Raw genomic sequence first — 22,541 nt, forward strand, 5'->3', positions numbered from 1 at the left:
CATGCTCGACGTGAGCGGGCTCGAACTGACTGCCGAAGACCGCGAACGCCTGCGCCATCCCGCCACAGGTGGCGTCATTCTGTTCGCTCGCAATGCCGGCACGCCGGAACAGGTGCGGGCGCTGACCGACGCCATCCGGGCCGAACGTCCCGGCATCCTGATCGCCGTGGATCAGGAAGGCGGGCGGGTACAGCGTCTGCGCGATGGCTTCACCCGTATCCCGCCAATGCGCGAGCTCGGACTGGTCGATGACTATGACCGCAACAAGGCCTGCGAACTGGCTCATGCGGTCGGCGAGCTGCTGGCGCTGGAGCTGCGCGCGGCGGGGATCGATTTCAGCTTTACCCCGGTGTTCGATCGCGATATCGAGGTCAGCGAGGTCATTGGCGATCGCGCCTTTCACCATGACCCGGACGTGATTGCTCGGCTGGCCGGCGAGCTCATTCGCGGACTGGCGGCCGGCGGCATGGCCAGTGTCGGCAAGCATTTCCCCGGCCATGGGGCCATCGCCGCCGACTCCCACGTGGCACTGCCGGTGGATGATCGGCCTCTGGCCGAGATCGAGGCCGATGATCTCGCGGCCTTCCGGCCGGTGCTGGGCGATCTCGACGCCATCATGCCGGCACACGTGGTCTATCCGCAGGTCGACGACCGCCCGGCCGGTTTTTCGCGCATCTGGCTGCAGGACATCCTGCGTCGCGAGTTGCGTTTTCGTGGCGCGATCCTGAGTGACGACCTGGCCATGGTCGGCGCGGAGGCGCTGGGCACCCCGGCCCAGCGGGCCGCAGCCGCCCGGGCGGCCGGCTGCGATATGGTGTTGATCTGCAACCAGCCCGAGCAGGCCGACGTAATCCTCGAATCCTGTGCCGCGGACAGGCTGGACCCGGCGGCCCTGCGGCGCCTGCAGGCCCTGCGTGCACGGCCGGTGGAGCCCGCACCGCGGCGCCTGCAGGCCCTGCGCGCGCAGCTGCAACACTGGCTTGCGGCCAGTTCTGTCACCTCCGTATGAAGGCCTCCGCGCATGCCGCACGCGGGCCGCGGGGCGCCCGGCATTGGCGCCCGCTCGCTCGCGCGCCTATAATGCGCCACCGGTTAGCACCTGAGCCAATGGTTATATTCACACTCACCACTTAAGCTGGAGATTAAAAATGGCCGACAAGCTCCTGATCGTCATGGTCAACACCGACCCGAGCAGCCCGTCCGAACTGGGTGCCCCGTTCTTCCAGGCCACCGTGGCCGCCGCGATGGAATACGACGTTGAGGTCATCATGACCGGTCGTGCCGGTGAGCTGGCCAAGAAGGGCGTGGCCGAAAACCTGTTCGTGCAGGAAGGCTCCAGCAAGAGCGTCTATGACTTCATGAAGGACGCCCACGAAGCCGGCGTCGTGATGAAGGTCTGCACCCCGACCCTGGATCTGTGGGGCAACGACCTGATTCCGGAGATCGAAGAAACCGTGGGCGGCGCCTACGTGATCTCCGAAGCCATGGACGACGACACCGTGACCTTCACCTACTAAGGTCTCCACGCGTCGTTTGCCAGCCGGCCGGCCCATGTGCCGGCCGGTTGCGTTTGTGGGGGGCGGAACCGGGCGCCTTGCGCACTTCCGGCCGCTCCCACATGATTTCTCGCATCCCCATTTCAGGATCGACCATGAGCCCCGAACAGGCCCGAGCCACGCTGCGCGATGCGGACTGCCTTTTCAGTCGGGATGCCGTCGAGACGGCGATTGACCGGCTGGCAGAGCGCACCGCTGCGGAGCTGAAAGACCGCAATCCGTTGGTGCTCGGTGTAATGAACGGGGGTGTGGTACTGATGGGCGGGTTGCTGACCCGCTGGTCCTTCCCGATGCAGGTGGATTACCTGCACGCCACGCGCTACCGCGGCGGTACCCGTGGCGGCGAGCAGTTGCACTGGCTCGCACGGCCTCAGACACCACTGACGGGCCGCACCGTGGTGATCGTGGACGACATCCTCGATGGGGGCATCACGCTCGACGGGATTCATACCTTCTGCCGCGAGCAGGGCGCGGAACAGGTGTATTCCATCGTCCTGGTCGAGAAGGACAACCCGCAGCGCGACCCGGCGATCACGGTGGACTTTGCCGCCCTGGAGGTCCCGGACCGCTATGTGTTCGGCTATGGCATGGACTACCAGGACTACCTCCGCAACGCGCCCGGCATCTTTGCCGTCGCGGGCCACTGATCCAGCGGACCCTTGAGGGATTTCGATATGTCGACCCCCCGACTCGCCATCATCGGCGGCACCGGCTTGACCCAGTTGAAGGATCTGGAGATCACCCGGCGCCAGGTCATGCACACGCCCTATGGCGAGCCCTCGGGGCCACTGGTCTTCGGCCACCTCAACGATACCGAGATCGTGTTTCTGCCGCGGCACGGGGCACGGCACACAATTCCGCCGCATCAGGTTAACTACCGCGCGAACATCTGGGCGCTCAAGCATGCCGGTGTCGACAACGTGATCGCAGTCGCGGCAGTCGGCGGCATCACCGACGCCATGCGACCGGGCATGATCGCGATTCCCGACCAGATCATCGACTACACCTGGTCGCGCGCCAGCACCTTTTTCGAGGGGGGCGACCTGGAGGAGGTCACCCACATCGACATGACCTGGCCTTACCACCAGGCCGTTCGGGAAACGCTGTTGCGGGCGGTGGACGACCTGGAGCTGGATGCCGTCGACCACGGGACCTACGGCGCGACCCAGGGCCCGCGCCTGGAGACCGCAGCGGAGATCGACCGCATGGAGCGCGACGGCTGTGATCTGGTGGGCATGACCGGGATGCCGGAAACGGCACTGGCACGCGAACTCGAGCTGAACTACGCCTGTTGCGCAGTCATCGCCAACTGGGCCGCCGGCCGCTCGGCGGGCGAGATCACCATGGACGACATCGCCGCCAACCTGAACGTGGGCATGGCGAAGGTCAAGCAGGTGCTGACCCACGTGATCCACGCACTTTCCTGAGGGAATGGGGACACCCGCGCGCGGCACATGCGCCATGCTGCAGGGATTCCGGATCGCCTGGGACGCGACCGCAGGGCCTTTAGCGGCAGCGTTTCTACATTGCGGTGCGGTCGCGAACCACGGCGAGCAACAAGGCGGCCAGTACCGATCGACCCTGGTTCTGGTCGACATAATGGCCATTGCCGACGGCCGCCATCGCCTCCAGTAGTTCGCTGGTCCGGCGATCAAGGTCTTCCCAGAATTCATTACCCTCGGGTATCTCGTGTCTGACCTGGACCGTCGATACGAAGTGTCTGTCATCCGCCTCCGCAAAGGCCCGGGTGGCATCCAGCGTACGCTGTTGGAATCCGGCGCGCGCCGGCGCGTCCGTGAACACCACCACATGCCGTTCTTCGGCCTCGCTTCGCCACTGGATGCGTGATACCTGTTCCATTGCCAGATGGATGTCCTCGGGGACGTTTCCGGAGTGGCGACCGGTCCCCATGCCGATGTTGATGGCGAGAATGTTCTTCAGGTAGTGGTTCAGCTCCTCCTCGGCCGCCGGGACATCGATATCGGAGACGGCGAGCGGGGCGGGCGGATAACTGTCGCCCGGATTGCAGAGCGTCAGGGGATTGTGCACCGTCACGATGCACTGAAACTCCTTTGGAGGACTGCCAGGAGTTCCGAGGTCTCGTTCTTGATGCCGTCAATCGCGTGCTGCATGCTGCCGGTCACATCGACCACCACCACCACGTCCATCGGCCTGACCTCAAGCCGCTGTACGACCTCGGCCAACCGTTCCGTATCTGTCTGCGCATCTTTCAGCGCTGCCTCCAGCTCCTCCTGCGCGCTGGCCGCCTGTTCCAGCTCGGCCTCGAGTTCACCGAGCCGCTCCATCAACGCCTCATCATCGAACTGGCTCGTGTTGGGGAAAAACGGCAGGGCGATCGATATTTAACATAATATGTATTATGCGACGTTATGGCGGTGTCGGGAGGGAGGGATTGAGCACCGGCCCGCCGGGATCGTTTTCCCGCTGCATCACGCGATCGGTATTGGGCGCCGCAGGCGCCGGTTGGTAATCAGGCGGATTGCAGCTCGACGGTCAGGCGCGCACGGCGCGTTCGATCCCTTCGGTCATGACCTCGACCAGAAAGTCGATCTGTTCTTCGGTGATGACATACGGCGGCATCAGATAGCTCACGTTGCCGAGCGGACGCAGCAGTGCCCCGCGGCTGAGACCGTGCCGATAGATGTGAAGCCCGCGACGTTCCTGCCATGGGTACGGCGTGCGGCTCGACTTGTCCTGGACCAGCTCCACGGCTGCAATCATCCCGTGCTGGCGCACATCGGCTACATGGGGGTGCTCGCGCAATGGTTCCAGTCGTTTCGCGATATGTTGGGCAAGCCTCTGGTTCTGTTCGAGGACCGGATCGGAATCGAAGATGTCCATGGTGGCCAGCGCCGCCCGGCAGGCCAGCGGGTTTCCGGTGTAGGAATGGGAATGCAGGAACATGTTCAGGCGCTCGTAATCGTCATAGAACGCTTGGTACACCGTCTCCGTGGTCAGTACGGCTGCCATCGGCAGGTATCCGCCGGTCAGACCTTTGGACAGGCACAGGAAATCTGGCGTGATTGGACCCTGTTCACAGGCAAAGAGCGTTCCGGTGCGGCCGAAGCCCACCGCAATCTCGTCGGCGATCAGGTGCACCCCGTGGCGGTCGCAGGCCGCACGCAGCAGTCGCAGATATTCCGGGTCGTACATGCGCATGTGGCCGGCGCACTGCACCAGTGGCTCGACGATCACGGCGCAGACCTCGTCGGCGTGGCGCTCGAGAGCCGCCTCCATGTGCCCGAACTGGCGCCGGGCCACCTCCGCACAGCTCTCGCCCGCCTCGCGCTCGAAACAGTCCGGTGCGGGCACGGTAATTACGTCCAGCATCAGGGGTTCGTAGGTGGCGCTGTAGAGCGGTACGTCACTGACCGACAGCGCACCCAGCGTCTCGCCGTGATAGCTGTTGGACAGGCGGATAAAGCGGGTCTTCTGCTGCTGGCCGCAGTTGCGCCAGTAGTGAAAGCTCATCTTCAGCGCGACCTCGACGCCGGCGCTGCCGTTGTCGGCGAGGAACACCCGGTTGAGACCCGCCGGGGTGATGTCGATCAGGCGTTCGCACAGTTCCACGACTGGTTCGTGGGTGCAGCCGGCGAGGATCACGTGTTCCAGCCGGTCGAGCTGGTCCTTCACGGCATCGCCGATGCGCGGATTGGCATGACCGAACAGATTGACCCACCACGAGCTGATGGCATCGAGATAGCGGTTGCCGTCGAAGTCATACAGCCAGACGCCCTCCCCGCGCTGGATGGGAAGCAGTGGCAACGTGCCCTCCTCCCCGTAGTCCTTCATCTGCGTGCACGGGTGCCACAGGGCACGCAGGTCGCGTTTTTTCAGGCTGTCGTTGTCCATGGGCGGTATTGTGCCAAAAGCGTGCCTCCGGGCGCCGCGGTCTGCGGTGGTTCTAAGCCCAGCCGTAACGGGGTACCCTTCGGCTCCTGTTCAGGAGGATCGCATGCACCCGGAATTTCCACAGGAAGGGATTATCCATCTCAACCATGCCGCGGTAGGCCCCTGGCCGCGACGAACCGAAGCGGCGGTATGCACGTTCGCGCGCGAGAATGTCGTCCACGGGTCGCGCGACTATCCGGCGTGGCTTCGTCATATCGAGGCCACGCGCGAGCTGGCCCGCAGCCTGATCGGCGCCCCTGCGGCGTCCGATATTGCGTTTGTGAAGAACACCTCCGAGGCGTTGTCCATGGTGGCGTTCGGCCTGGACTGGCAGCCCGGCGACAACGTGGTGTTTCCCGCCGGGGAGTTTCCCTCCAACCGCGTGGTGTGGCTGGAGGCGGCGCGCCGGTATGGGATCGAGGCGCGGGAGGTACCGATCGACGGCGAACCGGAACTGGCGCTGCTGGCCGCCTGTGACGCACGGACCCGCCTGCTGGCCACCAGCGCCGTGCGCTACGACTCCGGCATGCGGATCGACGTTCAGGCCCTGGGCGCGGAGCTGCGGGCGCGCCGCATCCTGTACTGCGTGGATGCGATCCAGCATCTGGGCGCCCTGCCCTTCGATGCACCCGGCTGCCATGCGGACTTCGTGATGGCCGATGCCCACAAATGGATGCTCGGTCCCGAAGGTATCGGTGTGTTCTACGTAAATCCCGAGGTCCGTGAGCGGCTGACGCTGCAGGAATACGGTTGGAACATGCTGGCGCATGCGGGTGACTTCTCCAACCCCGGCATCGAGCCGGCAAGCAGCGCCCGTCGCTTCGAACCCGGCAGCCCGAACCTTTTGGGTATCCATGCGCTGCATGCCAGCCTGTCGCTGTTGCTGGAGACTGGCCTCGACACCATCGACCACGAGATCCGCGAGCACTGGCTGTATCTCGAAGGCGGCCTGCGGGCCCGGGGCTGCCAGATCCTGACACCGCCCGGGCGGCGTGCCGGTATCCTGACCTTTCGGCCGCCGGTGGAGGACCTGGAAGGATTGTACGGCCGGCTGCAGGGGCACGGCATCCTCTGTGCCCTGCGCGGTGGCGGGATTCGCTTCGCGCCGCATTTCTACCTGACGCGGTCGCAGCTCGATCAGGCCCTGCAGGGGCTGGACGCCGCGCTGCGGGAGGATGCGGCACCCACGGTCGGACGACGGATCTGAAGGCTGCCGCCCGCCCTGAGGGTCAGCGATTGGCTGAATGGCGGGGCGCGGGCGCGCCTGAGGACGTGCGGCTAGGCCTTCGTGGAATGCCGGGGGCTCAGCCCCGCGGTAAGGCCGGGCTGACTAGAAGGTGTGAGTCTTGCGGTCGGAGTTCAGCATGCCGCCGAGGTGCTCTTCGATCCGGCGGTGGGTAACGCCCTTGTCCGACTGGTTGAACTGGACGCCGATACCGCGCAGGCGATTGCCCTGGGCACGCGGGGGTGTGATCCAGACCACGGTGCAGGGTGTCGGAAGGCGATCGGAGTCCTCCAGCAGCGACAGCAGCAGGAAGACCTGATCCCCCAGCTTGTAGGCCTTTTCGGTGGGGATGAACAGGCCACCGTTGGTCACGAACGGCATGTAGGCCGCGTAAAGCGCGGGTTTTTCCTTGATTGCCAAGGTGAGCATGCCCTGCCCGGCCATAGAACCTCCCGAGTGACCTGAAAACGTGCTGGATGGTGGAGTATCGCCCATCGAGCCCGCGGCACGCCAGCCCGGGGCCGGTCGTGGCGTAAGTTCGGGCTGACGGTGTGGCGCGTGTTCGGGCCGCCGCCATCGGCTCAGCGCACGAGGATGCTCAGGGCGATATCCTCCAGACGGAGCTGAGGATTGAGCTGGCGCGATGCCTGGCGCTGCCAGACGCGGGCCTGCGACGACAGTTCGGCAAGACGCCGGGGCCCCTGCCGGCGCGCGAACGCCTCCAGCAGGTCAGGCGGAAACTGGCGCCCGAAGGCATCCACCTGCTCACTGACCAGCAGGCGCTGGGCGGCGAGCAGCAGCGCCTGCAACCGCGGGATCAGGGATTCCGGGAGGCTGCGCTGCATGGCGCTGGCCATTGCGGTCACGCCGGGCGCACGCAGCAGGGTTGTCAGGGCCTCACGGTCTGTCTGCCACTGCTTCATGCGCTCCGGGTCGACCAGGATCTCGCGCGCCAGCAGCGGGCGGCCCAGCCCTGCGGCATAGGCCTCGTCCGCGGCCTCGGAGTCGGTGGCGAACCCGCGCAGCCATGCGCCGGCCGCGTCCGGGTCCGGCGTCGGGATCTCGACCATCTCGCAACGGCTGCGAATGGTCGCCGGCAGCCGCGCCGGCTGATCGGCCACCAGGATCAGGACGGCCCCGGGAGGCGGCTCTTCCAGTGTCTTCAGCAGGGCATTGGCGGCATTGGTGTTCAGGGCGTCGGCCGGCTGGATCAGCACGCAGCGCAGCTCGCCGGAGCCGGACAGGCCGAGGAATTCGATCGCCTCGCGCGCCGCGGCGATCAGGATTTCCTTGCCCGCATCTTCCGGCTCCAGGGTCATCACCTCGGGGTGCACCCCGCCGAGAAACGCGCGGCAGGCATTGCAGACGCCGCAGGGCGCCGCGGTACCCGCGGCCTGTCGGCACAGCAGGGTCTGCACCAGAGAGCGGGCCAGCAGGGTCTTGCCCACGCCTGCGGCACCGTGAACCAGAAGCCCGGTGGGCAGGCACCCGGCGCGTCCGCGCTGGACCAGGACCTGCCAGGGTGCCTGCAGCCAGGGCGGCAGGGGTTCGGTTGTATCCTGCGCATCCATCCCTAGCCTCGCGGTGCCGCCAGTGGCAGACGTTCGCGCAGGCCCTCGAGGATACGCTCGGCCACGCAATCCGGGTCCGCGTTCGCATCCACGACCAAATAGCGGTCGGGGGCCTGCGCCGCACGCTCCAGATACGCTGCCCGGGCGCGCTCGAAGAAATCCAGTGCCTCGTGTTCGATCCGGTCCCGGCGGCCGCGCTGCACCGCCCGGCCCAGGCCGATCTCGGCCTCGATATCGAGCAGGATCACGAGGTCGGGCCGCAGATCCCCCTGCAGCCAGGACTCGAGCTGGGCCACGCGGGCCGCACCCAGCCCGCGCCCCGCGCCCTGGTAGGCGAACGAGGCATCCGTGAAACGGTCGCTGAGTACCCATTCCCCGGACTGCAGTGCGGGCCGGATCACTTCCTGCAGGTGCTGGGCGCGGGCCGCGAACATCAGCAGCAATTCGGACTCCGGACACATGCCCGGGAGGTCTGGATCCAACAGCAGGCCGCGCAGGCGTTCGCCAAGGGCCGTGCCGCCGGGTTCGCGGGTCAGGCGAATGCGCTGGCCGGCGCCGCGCAGGGTGGCGTCCAGACGTTCAATCTGAGTGGTCTTGCCTGAGCCCTCGATGCCCTCGAGGACCAGAAAGCGGCCGGAATGGCGCGCGCGTTCCATGTCGTAGCGTTCCCCCTCAGCGATTGCGGATGCCGTAGCGGCTGCCGTCGCCGCCCAGCTGGTAGCGGATGACGGCCTCGCGATGCTCGCGGTAGGTCTCGGAAAAGTGATGACTGCCGTCCCCGCGCGAGACGAAGAACAGGTCACTGGTGTCCGCAGGCCGCGCGGCTGCCCGCAGGGCCGCGCGCCCGGGCAGTGCGATCGGGGTTGGCGGCAGGCCGGCCCGGGTATAGGTGTTGTACGGGTGGTCGCGGTCGAGTTCGGCGCGGGTCAGGCGCTGGACCCCGGGGTCCTGCACGTAGAGCAGGGTCGGGTCGGTCTGCAGCCGCATGCCGCGCTTGAGGCGGTTCACGAACACCCCGGCCACACGCTCGCGCTCGTCCCCGCGACCGGTCTCCCGTTCGATGATGGAGGCCAGGATCAGCAGCTCGTAGGGAGACTCCACCGGGTGGTCCTCGATGCGGTCCTCCCAGGCCTGTTCCAGCTGGATCCGCATCGACTGATGGGCACGCCGCAGGATGGTCATGGCATCGGTGCCGGAACCGAAGAAATAGGTATCGGGAAGAAACCAGCCCTCCGGATGCTCGATGTCGTCCAGACCCAGGACCTCGAGCAGATTGTGCACCCCGACCGACTCCGGCGGGGCGATCACTTCCGGATGCCCGCGCAGGGCCGTCAGTGCCTGGCGGATGGTCCAGCCCTCGGGGAACGTAAGCCGGTGCTGCACCACGTCCCCGCGCGCCATCGCGTGCACCAGTTCGCGGGCGCTCATCCCCGGCGTCACCGCGTATTCGCCCGCCTGGAGACGCGGCGCAATGCCCTGACGGCGCCCGTAGACCTCAAGCACCCAGGCCGAGTCGACCCAGCCACGCTCGGCGAAGGTGTTGCTGATCTGGCGCAGACCCTGTCCGGATTCCAGCTGGAAACGCTCCACCTCCTCGAGCGCCAGCGGCCGGTCGAGCTGCGCGCGGTAGTGCTCGCCCAGCCACCAGGCCGCCGCGAGCGCCAGCACCACCACCAGGCCCAGCAAGCCGAGACTAATCCGCTTCATGCAACGCATTTCCCATTGGATACAGCGGATCATCCTGCCATGCGCCGCCGAGGTTGTCCGCATCGACCAGCCGCGCCGGGGTGATACCGAGCCGCGCATTGCTGACATACAGCGCATCCGCGGCCCGGATGCGCGCCGGCTCGGGATAGGCCTCGCTCACCTGCAAACCAAAGCGGCGCGCGTGTTCGAGTATCCATGCGCGCCGGGTGCCGGCAATGCCGGACTCATCCACTGGCGGGGTCACCAGGGTCCTTCCCTCGCGCAGCCACAGGTTGCCCTGCGTCGCACTCACGACCCGCCCCAGCGCATCCCGCAGGATGGCCTCGTCCCACCCGGGCTGCCAGCAACTGCGCGCAAGCACATGTTCCAGCCGGCTCGTATGCTTGAGCCCGGCCAGTGCGGGATTGACCCCGATCCTGACCTCGGCCCAGCCCATCGTCAGTGGTACGGCCTCCGCAGGCGCGGCGAACGTCTGGGCGGGACCGGCACTGACAATGCGCGTGAGTGCGGGCACCGAGGGTGGCGCGTAACCACGCGGCCCCACCCCCCGGGTGATCGTCAGACGCGCCATACAAGGCGTTCCCGCAGCGGCACGGCCCAGCTCCTCGAGCAGCGCGCCCTCCTCCAGCCCGGGGAACCCGAGCCGGCTCAGGCCGCGAGCGAGACGCTCGCGATGGTAGCGCCAGAGCTGCGGCCGACCTCCCCGCATACGCACGGTCTCGAACAGACCATCGCCGAGCAGGACGCCCCGGTCCAGTGCTGCCACCGTATCCGCGGCCACGCCATCGACCAGGATCACGTGTCCCGCCCCGGCTCGTCCTGCAGCAGGGCCTCGATCAGCCCCCGGGCCTTGTGACGGGTTTCCTCAAGCTCGTGCTGCGGGTCTGAGTCGGCAACGATGCCGGCGCCGGCCCGGAAGCGCAGTTCGCGCCCGCGCACCACCAGTGTCCGAATGAGGATGTTGGTATCCATGCGCCCGTGCCGACTCACATAGCCGCAACCACCGGTGTAGGCGCCGCGCGGAGCGGACCCTTCCAGTTCCTGGATGATCTGCATGCTGCGGATCTTCGGGCATCCGGTGATGGTCCCGCCCGGAAACACCGCCCGCAGGATCTCTCCCGCCCGGGTGCCCGGACGCAGGCGCCCGACAATGCTGGACACGATGTGGTGTACGCGCCGATAGCTCTCGATGGTCATGAGCTCCGCGACGCGGACACTGCCGGTCTCGGCCACGCGTCCGATGTCATTGCGCTCGAGATCCACCAGCATCACATGCTCGGCTCGTTCCTTCAGGTTGAACGTCAACTCACTGAAAAGGCGTTGATCGGTCGCGGCGTCCGGATCCCGACGTCGGGTGCCGGCGATCGGTCGGGTTTCCACCTCTCCGGCCTCGACCGATACCAGTCTTTCCGGCGAGGAGCTGATCACGTGAGCGCCGGGCAGCTGCAGCCAGGCCGCGAACGGAGCCGCGTTCGCCCGCCGCAGGCGCTCGTAGAGCACGCCTGCGTCCAGTTCATCCGCGGCGGTCGCCCGCCATTCCCGCGACAGGTTGACCTGAAAGGTATCGCCGGCGCGGATGTATTCGAGGCCGCGCGCCACCGCATCAAGATACCGCTGCGCCGGCTCTTCCTTGAGGGCCAGATCCGGCAGGGGCCTGGCCTCCATCGGGGACGCTGCCTCCAGCGCTGCGAGATCGCGCAGCAGCTGTTGCCGGCGCGCGTCCTTATCGGCCTCGTCCACAAACCAGGTGCGGCCCTCGTGATGATCCCGTATCAGGGCCGCCGGAAAATAGGTCGCCAGCGCATCGGGAAGCCAGGGATCGGTACGACAGTCCCCGAGCGCGGGCTCCAGCCGCCACGCCAGCTCGTAGCCCGCATACAGGAACCAGCCACCCAGAAACGGCAGATGCGCGTAGGGCGCCCACGCCGGATCGATCGCCTGCGGGGCCGACAGGTCTTGCTCCAGCGCGGCCAGGACATCATCCCCCGTGGCGCTGGAAAGCGTGCACCCGGGAAAGGCAAAGAGGATGGAAAACCGTGCGGGAGCCTGCCCGATCAGGGCCGACTCCAGCAGGTGAGGATAGCGTTCGGGAAACCGCCGCGCCAGGGCGACGAAATCGGCCCCGGCGGCCAGCTCATGGACCGCCATGGCGGTGAACCGTCGTCAGATGGTGCGGAAGACCAGGGTGCCGTTGGTGCCCCCGAACCCGAACGAGTTCGACAGGCCGACCTGGGTGTTCATGTCGCGTGCTTCGTTGGCGACGTAGTCCAGATCGCAGCCCTCGCCCGGATTCTCCAGGTTGATCGTGGGCGGCGACACCTGGTCGCGCAGCGCGAGCGCGGTAAACACACCCTCAATGCCACCGGCGGCCCCCAGCAGGTGCCCGGTCATCGACTTGGTCGAATTCACCAGGAGCTTGCGGGCGTGATCGCCAAAGGCCTTTTTCAGGCCCTGGGTCTCGGCCAGATCGCCGGCCGGCGTGGAGGTGCCGTGGGCGTTGATGTAACCGACCTCTTCCGGGTTGACCCCCGCGTCCTTGAGCGCGCGGTGCATGCACTTGGCTGCACCGGAGCCGTCCTGAACCGGCTGCGTCATGTGGTGCGCATCCGCGTTCCAGGCAAAGCCGGCCAGCTCGCAGTAGATCTTCGCGCCACGGGCCTTCGCGTGCTCGTACTCCTCCAGCATCATCACGCCGGCGCCATCGCTGAGCACGAAGCCGTCGCGGTCACGATCCCAGGGGCGCGAGGCGTGTTCCGGATCGTCGTTGCGGGTAGACAGTGCCCGCGCCGCCGCGAAGCCGCCGATCCCCAGCGGGGTCGTGGCCATCTCGGCGCCACCGGCCACCATGGCATCGGCATCCCCATAGGCGATCATGCGCGCCGCATCGCCAATGTTGTGGGTTCCGGTCGCGCAGGCCGAGACGATCGAGATGTTCGGGCCCTGCAGGTTGCGCATGATCGACAGGTTGCCCGCGACCATGTTGATGATGGCGCTGGGCACGAAGAACGGCGAAATCTTGCGCGCACCACCCTTGAGGTAGGCGCCATAGGACCGCTCGATGTACGGTAGCCCGCCGATGCCGGAGCCGATCGCCACGCCGATACGGTCGGCGTTCTCCTCGGTCACCTCGAGGCCGGAGTCGTCCAGCGCCTGCAGCCCAGCCGCGAGGCCATAGAGGACGAAGGTGTCCATCTTTTTCTGGTCTTTCGTCGGGACGTAGTCATTGGCTTCGAAGTCCCGGACGGCACCGGAAATCTTCACCGGCATCTCCGAGGCATCGAATACATCGATGGGGGAAATGCCGCTCTTGCCGGCCTTGATGTTGCTCCAGGCCTTGTCGATAGTGGATCCGACCGGGGATACGATCCCGAGTCCGGTAATCACGACACGTCGCTTAGCCAATGATGTTCTCCTCGAAAGACTGAAAATGCGCGTTCAGCGAAACGACGAAGGGCCGCCCTGCGCACAGGAAGGCCCGTTCGCCATTCGCGTTCTGACCGGCGCCCGCAGGCGTCGGATCAGTCCTTCATGTGCTCGTTGATGTAGTCGATCGCCTGCTGCACGGTGGTGATCTTTTCCGCCTGCTCGTCGGGGATCTCCGTTTCGAATTCCTCTTCGAGCGCCATCACGAGTTCCACCGTGTCCAGCGAATCCGCACCCAGGTCGTCGACGAAGGCAGCCGTGTTGGTCACGTCCTCTTCCTTCACGCCCAGTTGCTCGACAACGATCTTCTTGACGCGTTCTTCAATGCTACTCATGGTTCAGAAATCCCCTTCGGATTGAGGCGGCTTCGATTAAAGGTCCGCCATTCTAGAGAAAAGCCCCGCCGCGATCTAGCGATCAACGCCGCGGGGGCCACGGGCCGCACCGAGTGGGCCCGCGAAGATCAGTGCATGAACATCCCGCCGTTCACGTGCAGGGTCTCGCCGGTGATGTACCCGGCCTCCTCGGAGGCCAGAAAGCCGACGGCCGCGGCAATCTCCTCCGGCGCGCCCAGACGCCCCAGGGGGATCTGCCCCAGCAGCGCCTGCTTGGTGTCATCGCTCAGCTCGCGGGTCATGTCGGTATCGATAAAACCGGGGGCCACGGTGTTCACAGTGATGTTGCGACTGCCCACCTCGCGTGCCAGCGAACGGGCGAAACCGGCCAGACCGGCCTTCGCAGCGGCGTAGTTGGTCTGCCCGGCGTTACCGGCGGAACCGACCACCGAACCAATCAGGATGATGCGGCCGCGGCGCAGCTTCATCATGCCTTTCAGCAGACGCTGGGTCAGTCGCACTGCCGCGGAAAGGTTGGTATCGATGATCGCATCCCATTCCTCGTCCTTCATCCGCATGAACAGGTTGTCACGCGTGATGCCGGCATTGTTCACCAGGACTTCGATGGCGCCCTCCCGGTCCTGGATGTCCTTCAGACCGGTGGCCACGGATTCCGCATCGGTCACGTCCATCGCGATACCGCGGCCGCCATATTCCTGCAGGGCCTCGGTGATTCGGCCGGCACCGGCCTCGCTGGTGGCGGTGCCAATGACCTGCAGGCCCTGGGCGGCCAGGCGCTGTGCGATCGCGGCGCCGATACCACGGCTGGCTCCGGTCACCAGGGCTACGCGTTTGCTGTCGGACATGTCTGAGCCTTTACGTCGAAATGAGAAGAGTGGGTGCGGGCGGATTCTAGGCGCCGTTGCCGGACAGGCGCTGGATGGTCGCCTCGAGGGTCGCGCGGTCGGCCACGTCGAACAGTTCCAGTTCGCGGTCGATGCGCTTGGCCAGACCGCTCAGAACCCGCCCGGGGCCGCACTCGACCTGGACGCCAGTCCCCTGTGCCCGAAGCCCGCGAATCGTCTCGACCCAGCGCACCGGCCGGTACAGCTGTGCCGCCAGGTTGGCCTCGATGTCTGCGGCCGACTCCACCGGCCCTGCAGTCACATTCTGCCAGACCGGGATCGTCGGCGAGCTGAATGCGGTCCGGTCCAGAACTGCCTGCAGCTGTTCGGCGGCCGGCTGCATCAGGGCGCAATGCGACGGCACCGAGACCGGAAGCCTCAATGCCCGCTTCGCGCCGGCCTCCTTGGCGGCCCCCACTGCACGATCCACCGCTGCCGTGTTACCGGCGATCACCACCTGCCCGGGGGCATTCAGATTGACCGCCTCCAGCACCTGATCGCCGGCGTGGGCGCGGCAGAGCGCCTGCACCGCTTCGTCTTCGAGCCCAAGGATCGCGGCCATCGCACCCTCGCCCTCCGGCACTGCGGCCTGCATGGCACGTGCCCGCTCGGCGACCAGGCGGACGGCGTCGGGGAAGCGCAGCACATCGGCGGCAACCAGGGCGCTGTACTCGCCCAGACTGTGGCCCGCCAGGGCCTGCGGACGGGCATCCGTCTGCGCGCAGAGCAGGCGCCAGGCGGCAACACCCGCCGCCAGCATCACCGGCTGGGTCCATTCGGTCTGATTCAGTTGTTCCACCGGGCCGTGCTGGCACAGGCTCCAGAGATCAGCGTCAAGGCAGTCCGATGCCTCCTGAAAGGTGTCCCGCACAATGGCGTGATCGTCGCCCAGGTCCGCCAGCATGCCGGTGGACTGAGAACCCTGGCCAGGGAATACGGCTGCCCAATTCGTTGTCATTCGTCGTCGGTCTCGCTCGTGAAAGCGCGCGTAGTGTAGGCGCTCGCGTGAACGTCGGCAAACGGACCCGATGTCCACGAAACGGGGGCATCCCCAGCGGAGCCGGCGGATGCGCGGGATCTCCGGCCCGGTCACAAAATGCGAATACTTGTGTTCCCCCGACGCATCCGGATAATGTCGCCACCTTGATTCAATACGAGAGGAACTGTATGGCGAAGGAAGACGAAATCGAGCTGGAGGGCACCGTCGTCGAGACGCTGCCGAACACCACCTTCCGGGTGGAGCTCGAAAATGGGCACACGATCACGGCGCACATCTCCGGGAAGATGCGCAAGCACTACATCCGCATCCTGCGCGGAGACAAGGTGATCGTGCAGATGACGCCCTACGACCTGACCAAGGGTCGCATCGTCTACCGCAACAAGTAGGTCCCCCTCTTTCACGAAGAAGCCCCGGCAGGACCGGGGCTTCTTCGTTTGTGGGCCCTCCATGGCCCCTGTGCCTGCGAGGCGGCCGCTCAGGAAGAGACGGCGGTCTCCTGCACATCCAGTTCCAGCCCGGATTCGCCGAGGCGCACCACCACCTCCCCGCCATGGATCAGGCGGCCGAACAGCAGTTCGTCGGCCAGCGGCTTCTTGATGTGCTCCTGCAGGGTGCGCGCCATCGGACGGGCACCCATCTTGGCATCGTAGCCGTGTTCCGCCAGCCAGGCCCGGGCATCCGGCTCCACCGTCAGGTGTACCTTCTTCTCGTCCAGCTGGGCCTGCAGCTGCGTCAGGAACTTGTCCACCACATTCAGGATGGTCGCCTCGTCGAGCGGGCCGAACTGAATGGTCGCATCCAGGCGATTGCGGAACTCGGGGGTGAAGGTCCGCTTGATGGCCTCCATCGCATCGCTGGAGTGATCCTGCTGGGTGAAGCCCACCGACGGCCGGCTGGCCTGTTCGGCGCCGGCGTTGGTGGTCATCACCAGGATCACGTTGCGGAAATCCACCTCGCGGCCGTTGGTATCGGTCAGCGTGCCGTGATCCATCACCTGCAGCAGCACGTTGAACACGTCCGGATGGGCCTTCTCGATCTCGTCCAGCAGCAGGACCGAATGCGGATGTTTCAGGATCGCATCCGTCAGCAGCCCGCCCTCGTCATAGCCGACATAGCCCGGAGGCGCCCCGATCAGGCGCGAGACCGTATGGCGCTCCATGTACTCGGACATGTCGAACCGCGCCAGATGGATGCCCATCTGCTGCGCCAGCTGTCGCGTAACCTCGGTCTTGCCGACACCGGTGGGCCCGGCAAACAGGAACGAACCGATCGGCTTGTCCATGTCGCCCAGACCGGAACGCGCCATCTTGATCGCCGTCGCCAGCGTACCGATCGCCTCGTCCTGGCCGAACACAGTCATCTTCAGGTTGCGGTCGAGATTGCGCAGGGTCTCCTTGTCCGAGCTGGAGACGGATTTCGGCGGGATGCGTGCGATCTTCGCGACGATGGTCTCGATGTCCTGCACGCCGATGGTCTTCTTGCGCTGGCTGGCCGGCTGCAGCTGGCGACTGGCCCCGGCCTCGTCGATCAGGTCGATGGCCTTGTCCGGCAGGAAACGATCGGTGATGTAGCGATCCGCCAGTTCGGCCGCCGCGCGCAGAGCCGGCTTGGTGAAGCGCACATTGTGATGCGCCTCGAACCGGGACTTCAGGCCGCGCAGGATCTGCTCGGTCTCGTCCACCGTCGGCTCCGGCACCTCGATCTTCTGGAAGCGCCGCGCCAGCGCGCGGTCCTTCTCGAAGATGCCGCGATATTCCTGATAGGTGGTCGAGCCGATGCACTTCAGCTCGCCCGAGGCGAGCATCGGCTTGATCAGATTGGACGCATCCATTACGCCGCCGGATGCCGCCCCGGCACCAATGATGGTGTGGATTTCGTCGATAAACAGGACCGCACCCGGCTCCTTCTTGAGCTGGGCCAGCACGCCCTTCAGGCGTTTTTCGAAGTCGCCGCGGTATTTGGTACCGGCGACCAGTGCACCCAGGTCCAGGGAGTACACCGTGGCCGATTCAATGGCCTCCGGCACCTCTTCATCGACGATCCGGCGCGCCAGCCCTTCGGCAATCGCGGTCTTGCCAACCCCGGCCTCCCCGACCAGCAGCGGATTGTTCTTGCGCCGCCGGCAGAGGATCTGGATGGTGCGCTCGATCTCGTGATCGCGCCCGATCAGGGGGTCGATCTCGTCCTTGCGTGCCTTTTCGTTCAGGTTGGCCGCGTAGAGCTGGAGCGCGTTGGTCTTCTCCTCGCGGTCGCCCTCGACCGGTTCGGCCTGCGACTCGTTCGGGCCAGTCTGTGAACCGAGGTCCTCCTCGCCGACCTTGGAGATCCCGTGGGAGATGAAATTCACCACGTCCAGGCGCGAGATGTTCTGCTGAGCGAGGACGTACAGGGCCTGGCTGTCCTGCTCGCCGAACAGCGCCACCAGCACATTGGCCCCGGAGACCTCCTTGCGGCCACTGGACTGCACATGGAACACGGCCCGCTGCAGCACGCGCTGGAAGCCAAGGGTCGGCTGGGTCTCGCGCGAGTCGGTGGGCGGTATGCGCGGCGTATTCTCGTCGATATAGGCCTCAAGCTCTTCGCGGATGCGGTCCAGATCGCCTCCGCAGGCCCGCAGCACCGTGGCCGCGCTGGGGTTCTGTGCCAGCGCCATCAGCAGGTGCTCCACGGTCACGAACTCGTGGCGTTTTTCGCGGGCCTCCTTGAAGACCATGTTCAGGCTGAATTCGAGTTCCTTGTCGAGCATGGGAGTCAGGCCTCCTCCATCGAGCAAAGCAGTGGGTGCTGATGACTGCGGGCATAGTCGTTCACCTGCGCCACCTTGGTCTCGGCCACATCCCGGGTAAAGATGCCGCATACTCCTTTGCCGCGCGTGTGCACGTGCAGCATCACCCGGGTGGCCTTCTCGCGATCCATGCTGAAGAAGGTCTCCAGTACCTCGATCACGAACTCCATTGGCGTGAAATCGTCGTTGAGCAGGACCACCTTGAACTGTCGCGGCGGCTTGAGCTCCGGCCTCGATTCTTCGACCGTTACCGAGTCGTCTCGATCGGGGTTTTGGGGCTTGTCATCACTCATCGGTCGAACTCACGCGTTCAGCGGTTACTCGTTTGGGGTGTCTCCATCCTCGAATGGTTCCGGGTTCCAGCCAAGTGCCCCCACGGACACTCCGACCACCCGCCCTCACATGTGCTTGATCAGCGCCTCGCCAAAGGCCGAGCAGGCAATCGGCTCGACCCCGTCCATCAGCCGCGCGAAATCGTAGGTCACCTCGCCGGCACTGATCGCGCCACCCATCCCCTTGACCACCAGATCCGCCGCCTCGGACCAGCCCAGATGACGCAGCATCATCTCCGCAGACAGGATCAGCGAGCCGGGGTTCACCTTGTCCTGACCGGCGTACTTCGGCGCCGTGCCGTGGGTGGCCTCGAACATCGCGGTGGTGTCCGACAGGTTCGCACCCGGGGCGATACCGATGCCACCCACCTGGGCAGCCAGCGCATCCGAGATGTAGTCGCCGTTCAGGTTCAGCGTGGCGATCACCGAGTAATCCTCCGGGCGCAGCAGGATCTGCTGCAGAAAGGCATCCGCGATCACATCCTTGATCACGATGTCGCGGCCGGTCTTCGGGTTCTTGAAGGTCTGCCACGGACCACCGTCCAGATCCTTCGCACCAAACTCCTCGCGCGCCAGTTCGTAGCCCCAGGCCTTGAAGGAGCCCTCGGTGAATTTCATGATGTTGCCCTTGTGCACCAGCGTCACCGAAGGGCGGTCGTTGTCGATCGCGTACTCGATCGCCTTGCGCACCAGGCGCTTGGTACCCTCGCTGGAGACCGGCTTCACGCCGATGCCGGCAGTATCCGGGAAACGGATCTGGGTCACGCCCATCTCGTTTTGCAGGAAGTCGATGACCTTCTTCACCTCCGGCGTGCCGGATTCGAACTCGATGCCGGCGTAGATGTCCTCCGAGTTCTCGCGGAAGATCACCATGTCGGTCTTTTCCGGCTCCTTCAGCGGGCTCGGGGTGCCGTCGTAGTAACGCACCGGGCGCAGGCACACGTACAGGTCCAGCTTCTGGCGCAGCGCCACGTTCAGCGAGCGGAAGCCGCCACCCACCGGCGTCGTCAGCGGACCCTTGATGGAAACGCTGTATTCCTTCACCGCCGCAAGCGTCTCGTCCGGCAGTCCGGAATTGTCGTCGTAGACCTGCGTGGCCTTCTCGCCGGCATAGACCTCCATCCATTCAATGGCCTTCTTCCCGCCATAGGCCTTCTCCACCGCGGCATCGGTGACGCGGCGCATGACCGGCGTGATGTCCACCCCGATCCCGTCCCCTTCAATGAACGGGATGATCGGACGATCCGGTACGGTCAGCTTGCCCTGCTTGTCCACGGTAATGCGCTCGCCCTTTGCCGGGACCTGAATGTGCTGATAGGCCATGCCAACTCCTTGTGGGAATCCAGAGATCAATGAATGGTTGAAAGCGTATACCGGGATTATACATGGCGAGCCCGTTTTTCCGGCGAGCCGGGCCGGCTCTGAACGGCCCCGATCCCGTTCCCGGCAGTCGGTGCCCGCGCGTGCTGCGTTATCATGGCGGCCATGACCGACCGCCTCCCCTGCCATATCACCGTGGCCGCCGTCATCGAGGATGCCGGCCGGTTCCTGTTCGTCGAGGAAACCGAGGCCGGCCGCCACGTACTGAACCAGCCCGCCGGCCACCTCGATGCCGGCGAGGACCTGGTGGCCGCCGTAATCCGCGAGGTGCGCGAAGAGACCTGCCTTGAATTCCAGCCCGAGGCGACGCTGGGCTGCGACCTGCTGGAACTGGCCAATGGCAGCGTAATCCTCCGTGTCAGCTTCTGTGGCCCGACGCGCCGCGCCGCGACACCCGCACCGCGCGACGCGGCCATCCACGCCCTGCACTGGCTCACCCCCGACGAGGCCGAACGCGGCTGGCCACTGCGCAGTCCGCTGGTGTTGCGCAGCATCCAGCGCTACCGCGAGGGCTGGCGCTTCCCGCTGGCCGCGGTCGGCAACCTGGTGCGCGCCCCCTTCGCATGAGTGCCGGCGAACGCGTGATCGTCGGCCTGTCCGGCGGGGTAGATTCGGCCGTGGCCGCGAGCCGCCTGCTCGAGGCCGGCTACCGCGTCGAGGCCCTGTTCATGAAGAACTGGGAGGATGACGACGACGCCGAGTACTGCGCCGCCGAAGACGACTACCGCATGGCCTGCGAGGTGGCCGCGACGCTCGAGATCCCGCTGCACAAGGCCAATTTTGCCGAGGATTACCGCCAGCGAGTGTTCGCCCATTTCCTGCGCGAATACGAGGCCGGACGCACGCCCAACCCCGACATCCTCTGCAACCGCGAGATCAAGTTCCGTTCGTTTCTCGATCATGCGCGCGCCCTCGGCGCGCGCTGGATCGCCACCGGGCATTACGCCCGAGTGCGCCACCATCCCGCGTACAGCGAACTGTGCCTGGCGGCCGATGCGAACAAGGATCAGACCTACTTCCTGCACACCCTGACCCAGGAGCAGCTGCGCCCCGCCCTGTTCCCGCTTGGCGACATCCCCAAGCAGCAGGTGCGCGAACGCGCCCGCGAACTGGGTCTACCGAACCACGCCCGCAAGGACTCCACGGGGATCTGCTTTATCGGCGAGCGGCGCTTCCGCGACTTCCTCGCGCAGTATCTGAACGCCGCCGAGGGCGAGATGCGCACCCCCGAGGGTCAGGTCGTCGGCCGCCACCAGGGCCTGATGTTCTACACCCTCGGCCAGCGCCAGGGCCTGGGTATTGGCGGGGTCGACGGTTTCGCCGAGGCCCCGTGGTATGTGGTCGACAAGGACCTCAAGCACAATGCCCTGGTCGTCGCCCAGGACCCGCAGCATCCGCGACTGATGAGCCCGACGCTGTCCACCGAGCCCGTGCACTGGATCCACCAGCGCCCGGCGCCCGGCGAGCCGCTCCGGGCCCGCCTGCGCCACCGCCAGCCCCTGCAGGACTGCCGGATCGAGACGCTGACGCCGGCGGGTACCACGGTGGTGTTCGACAGCCCGCAGCGCGCCGCCACCCCCGGGCAGTCCATCGCCTTTTACCGCGGCGATGTCTGCCTGGGCGGCGCGGTGATCGCGACTCGGACCACGATGGACCACGGCGCGGGCGCCATTCAATCCGCGTCTCCCTGAGTGAGTCCGCCGGGTCACTTCCGGTATAGTGAGCCCTCCCTGGCGCCCCGCCCCCGATCCACCAAGGAATGAACTGGCTTGGACCGCTCCGATCACAACCGCACGCTGGCGCTTGCCGCCCTCTTCCAGTGCGCCAGCCTGGTCAAGGACCTCGCCTGGCGCGGGAGCTGCGATGAATACGAATTCGAGATCCTGATCGGCAGTCTGTTCGCCTTCGATGCCGACACCCCCGAGGCGATCTACCGCGAGGCCGTCAGCCTGCGCAGTGGGCTCGAACGCATCGAGAGCCAGCTGCAGAACGGCAGCAAGCCGCCGGACATGGAGATCACCCGGTATGCCGTCGGGCTGATCTTCCTCGAGCGCAAGCTGCAAAAGCGCGACGACATGCTGCAGAAGCTCACCGACGGCCTGCAGGGCGCGCAGCGCCAGATCGACTATTTCCACATCACGCATGAAAGCGTGATTGCCCGCCTGGCCGAGGTCTACAAGGAGACCATCTCCGAACTCGGCCCGCGCATCATCGTGCAGGGCGAACAGAACAACCTCTCCAATCCCGACACCGCCGCGCGCATCCGGGCGCTGCTGCTGGCCGGGATCCGGGCCGCCGTGCTCTGGCGCCAGGCCGGGGGATCGCGCTGGAAGCTGCTGTTCGGGCGCAAGCGGCTGATCCGGGAGGCCCACGACATCCTCAATCGACTCAACACTTGACCGCGGAAGAC

Annotated in this window: 25 protein-coding genes; 9 read left to right on the plus strand and 16 right to left on the minus strand. The window is 66.0% G+C overall.

What is annotated here, in order from left to right; all coding sequences use genetic code 11:
• The first annotated feature begins 1 nt into the window (after position 1).
• The 4 genes from nagZ (at position 2) to D000_RS0105670 (ending at position 2,983) form a co-directional block, all read left to right on the plus strand.
• Positions 2-1,009: a beta-N-acetylhexosaminidase gene (gene nagZ, locus D000_RS0105655; protein WP_018872569.1), complete on the plus strand. Its 1,008-nt coding sequence runs from the start codon at positions 2-4 to the stop codon at positions 1,007-1,009.
• Positions 1,010-1,148: 139 nt separating this feature from the next.
• Entirely contained in the window at positions 1,149-1,517 is a 369-nt protein-coding gene (locus tag D000_RS0105660; RefSeq protein WP_018872570.1) for a DsrE family protein, read from the plus strand.
• Between the two features lie 134 nt (positions 1,518-1,651).
• Entirely contained in the window at positions 1,652-2,203 is a 552-nt protein-coding gene (locus D000_RS0105665; protein WP_018872571.1) for a hypoxanthine-guanine phosphoribosyltransferase, read from the plus strand.
• A 27-nt stretch (positions 2,204-2,230) separates the two neighbouring features.
• Positions 2,231-2,983, plus strand: coding sequence for an S-methyl-5'-thioinosine phosphorylase (locus D000_RS0105670; protein ID WP_018872572.1), 753 nt, complete (start codon positions 2,231-2,233; stop codon positions 2,981-2,983).
• A 94-nt stretch (positions 2,984-3,077) separates the two neighbouring features.
• Here the strand turns inward: D000_RS0105670 and D000_RS14365 are convergent, their stop codons facing one another.
• From D000_RS14365 to D000_RS0105680, 3 genes are all read right to left on the minus strand, one after another.
• Entirely contained in the window at positions 3,078-3,611 is a 534-nt protein-coding gene (locus D000_RS14365; protein WP_018872573.1) for a hypothetical protein, read from the minus strand.
• A complete protein-coding gene (locus D000_RS14370; protein ID WP_018872574.1) occupies positions 3,608-3,862 on the minus strand; it encodes a hypothetical protein in 255 nt (84 codons plus the stop codon). Before D000_RS14370 ends, D000_RS14365 begins: the two co-directional genes overlap by 4 nt.
• A gap of 208 nt (positions 3,863-4,070) precedes the next feature.
• Positions 4,071-5,429 (minus strand): adenosylmethionine--8-amino-7-oxononanoate transaminase, encoded by a 1,359-nt coding sequence (locus D000_RS0105680; RefSeq protein ID WP_018872575.1) that lies wholly within the window; start codon positions 5,427-5,429, stop codon positions 4,071-4,073.
• 103 nt (positions 5,430-5,532) lie between these two features.
• Between D000_RS0105680 and D000_RS0105685 the strand changes: the two genes are divergently transcribed.
• Positions 5,533-6,675, plus strand: a complete 1,143-nt coding sequence (locus D000_RS0105685; RefSeq protein WP_018872576.1) for an aminotransferase class V-fold PLP-dependent enzyme — start codon at positions 5,533-5,535, stop codon at positions 6,673-6,675.
• Between the two features lie 123 nt (positions 6,676-6,798).
• Here D000_RS0105685 and D000_RS0105690 read toward each other — a convergent pair whose 3' ends face one another.
• The 10 genes from D000_RS0105690 to fabD form a co-directional block, all read right to left on the minus strand.
• Positions 6,799-7,137 carry a PilZ domain-containing protein gene (locus D000_RS0105690; protein WP_018872577.1) on the minus strand — a complete coding sequence of 113 codons (339 nt, stop codon included), beginning with the start codon at positions 7,135-7,137 and terminating at the stop codon, positions 6,799-6,801.
• Positions 7,138-7,274: 137 nt separating this feature from the next.
• Positions 7,275-8,264 (minus strand): DNA polymerase III subunit delta', encoded by a 990-nt coding sequence (locus D000_RS0105695; RefSeq protein ID WP_018872578.1) that lies wholly within the window; start codon positions 8,262-8,264, stop codon positions 7,275-7,277.
• Between the two features lie 2 nt (positions 8,265-8,266).
• The gene (gene tmk, locus D000_RS0105700; protein WP_018872579.1) at positions 8,267-8,920 is read right to left on the minus strand and encodes a dTMP kinase; all 654 of its coding nucleotides are present in this window, start codon (positions 8,918-8,920) and stop codon (positions 8,267-8,269) included.
• 16 nt (positions 8,921-8,936) lie between these two features.
• Complete coding sequence (gene mltG / locus D000_RS0105705) at positions 8,937-9,971, minus strand: endolytic transglycosylase MltG (RefSeq protein ID WP_018872580.1); 1,035 nt, start codon at positions 9,969-9,971, stop codon at positions 8,937-8,939.
• Positions 9,958-10,770 (minus strand): aminodeoxychorismate lyase, encoded by an 813-nt coding sequence (gene pabC, locus D000_RS0105710; RefSeq protein WP_018872581.1) that lies wholly within the window; start codon positions 10,768-10,770, stop codon positions 9,958-9,960. The genes mltG and pabC overlap by 14 nt, the downstream gene beginning before the upstream one ends.
• The gene (locus D000_RS0105715) at positions 10,767-12,119 is read right to left on the minus strand and encodes an aminodeoxychorismate synthase component I (protein WP_018872582.1); all 1,353 of its coding nucleotides are present in this window, start codon (positions 12,117-12,119) and stop codon (positions 10,767-10,769) included. The genes pabC and D000_RS0105715 overlap by 4 nt, the downstream gene beginning before the upstream one ends.
• Before the next feature lie 15 nt (positions 12,120-12,134).
• The gene (gene fabF / locus D000_RS0105720; RefSeq protein WP_018872583.1) at positions 12,135-13,355 is read right to left on the minus strand and encodes a beta-ketoacyl-ACP synthase II; all 1,221 of its coding nucleotides are present in this window, start codon (positions 13,353-13,355) and stop codon (positions 12,135-12,137) included.
• A gap of 134 nt (positions 13,356-13,489) precedes the next feature.
• Complete coding sequence (acpP, locus tag D000_RS0105725; protein WP_018872584.1) at positions 13,490-13,729, minus strand: acyl carrier protein; 240 nt, start codon at positions 13,727-13,729, stop codon at positions 13,490-13,492.
• A gap of 128 nt (positions 13,730-13,857) precedes the next feature.
• Positions 13,858-14,595 (minus strand): 3-oxoacyl-ACP reductase FabG, encoded by a 738-nt coding sequence (gene fabG / locus D000_RS0105730; protein ID WP_018872585.1) that lies wholly within the window; start codon positions 14,593-14,595, stop codon positions 13,858-13,860.
• A 46-nt stretch (positions 14,596-14,641) separates the two neighbouring features.
• A complete protein-coding gene (gene fabD / locus D000_RS0105735) occupies positions 14,642-15,592 on the minus strand; it encodes an ACP S-malonyltransferase (RefSeq protein ID WP_081616641.1) in 951 nt (316 codons plus the stop codon).
• Between the two features lie 209 nt (positions 15,593-15,801).
• On the opposite strand from fabD, the gene infA reads away from it, so the two are divergent.
• Positions 15,802-16,020: a translation initiation factor IF-1 gene (gene infA, locus D000_RS0105740; protein WP_012982660.1), complete on the plus strand. Its 219-nt coding sequence runs from the start codon at positions 15,802-15,804 to the stop codon at positions 16,018-16,020.
• Between the two features lie 89 nt (positions 16,021-16,109).
• On the opposite strand, the gene clpA is transcribed toward infA, so the two are convergent.
• The 3 genes from clpA to icd all read right to left on the minus strand — a co-directional run bounded on the left by clpA (position 16,110) and on the right by icd (position 20,074).
• Positions 16,110-18,380, minus strand: coding sequence for an ATP-dependent Clp protease ATP-binding subunit ClpA (clpA, locus tag D000_RS0105745; protein ID WP_018872587.1), 2,271 nt, complete (start codon positions 18,378-18,380; stop codon positions 16,110-16,112).
• A 5-nt stretch (positions 18,381-18,385) separates the two neighbouring features.
• Positions 18,386-18,712, minus strand: coding sequence for an ATP-dependent Clp protease adapter ClpS (clpS, locus tag D000_RS0105750; RefSeq protein ID WP_018872588.1), 327 nt, complete (start codon positions 18,710-18,712; stop codon positions 18,386-18,388).
• A gap of 105 nt (positions 18,713-18,817) precedes the next feature.
• Entirely contained in the window at positions 18,818-20,074 is a 1,257-nt protein-coding gene (gene icd / locus D000_RS0105755) for an NADP-dependent isocitrate dehydrogenase (RefSeq protein WP_018872589.1), read from the minus strand.
• Between the two features lie 162 nt (positions 20,075-20,236).
• Here icd and D000_RS0105760 point away from each other — a divergent pair, with 162 nt between their 5' ends.
• The 3 genes from D000_RS0105760 (at position 20,237) to hflD (ending at position 22,530) form a co-directional block, all read left to right on the plus strand.
• A complete protein-coding gene (locus D000_RS0105760) occupies positions 20,237-20,698 on the plus strand; it encodes an NUDIX domain-containing protein (RefSeq protein ID WP_026279791.1) in 462 nt (153 codons plus the stop codon).
• Positions 20,695-21,822, plus strand: coding sequence for a tRNA 2-thiouridine(34) synthase MnmA (mnmA, locus tag D000_RS0105765; protein ID WP_018872591.1), 1,128 nt, complete (start codon positions 20,695-20,697; stop codon positions 21,820-21,822). Before D000_RS0105760 ends, mnmA begins: the two co-directional genes overlap by 4 nt.
• Before the next feature lie 78 nt (positions 21,823-21,900).
• Positions 21,901-22,530, plus strand: coding sequence for a high frequency lysogenization protein HflD (hflD, locus tag D000_RS0105770; RefSeq protein WP_018872592.1), 630 nt, complete (start codon positions 21,901-21,903; stop codon positions 22,528-22,530).
• The last annotated feature ends 11 nt before the right edge of the window (positions 22,531-22,541 follow it).

Source organism: Thioalkalivibrio sp. ALJ16 (assembly GCF_000377345.1).
GTDB lineage: Bacteria > Pseudomonadota > Gammaproteobacteria > Ectothiorhodospirales > Ectothiorhodospiraceae > Thioalkalivibrio.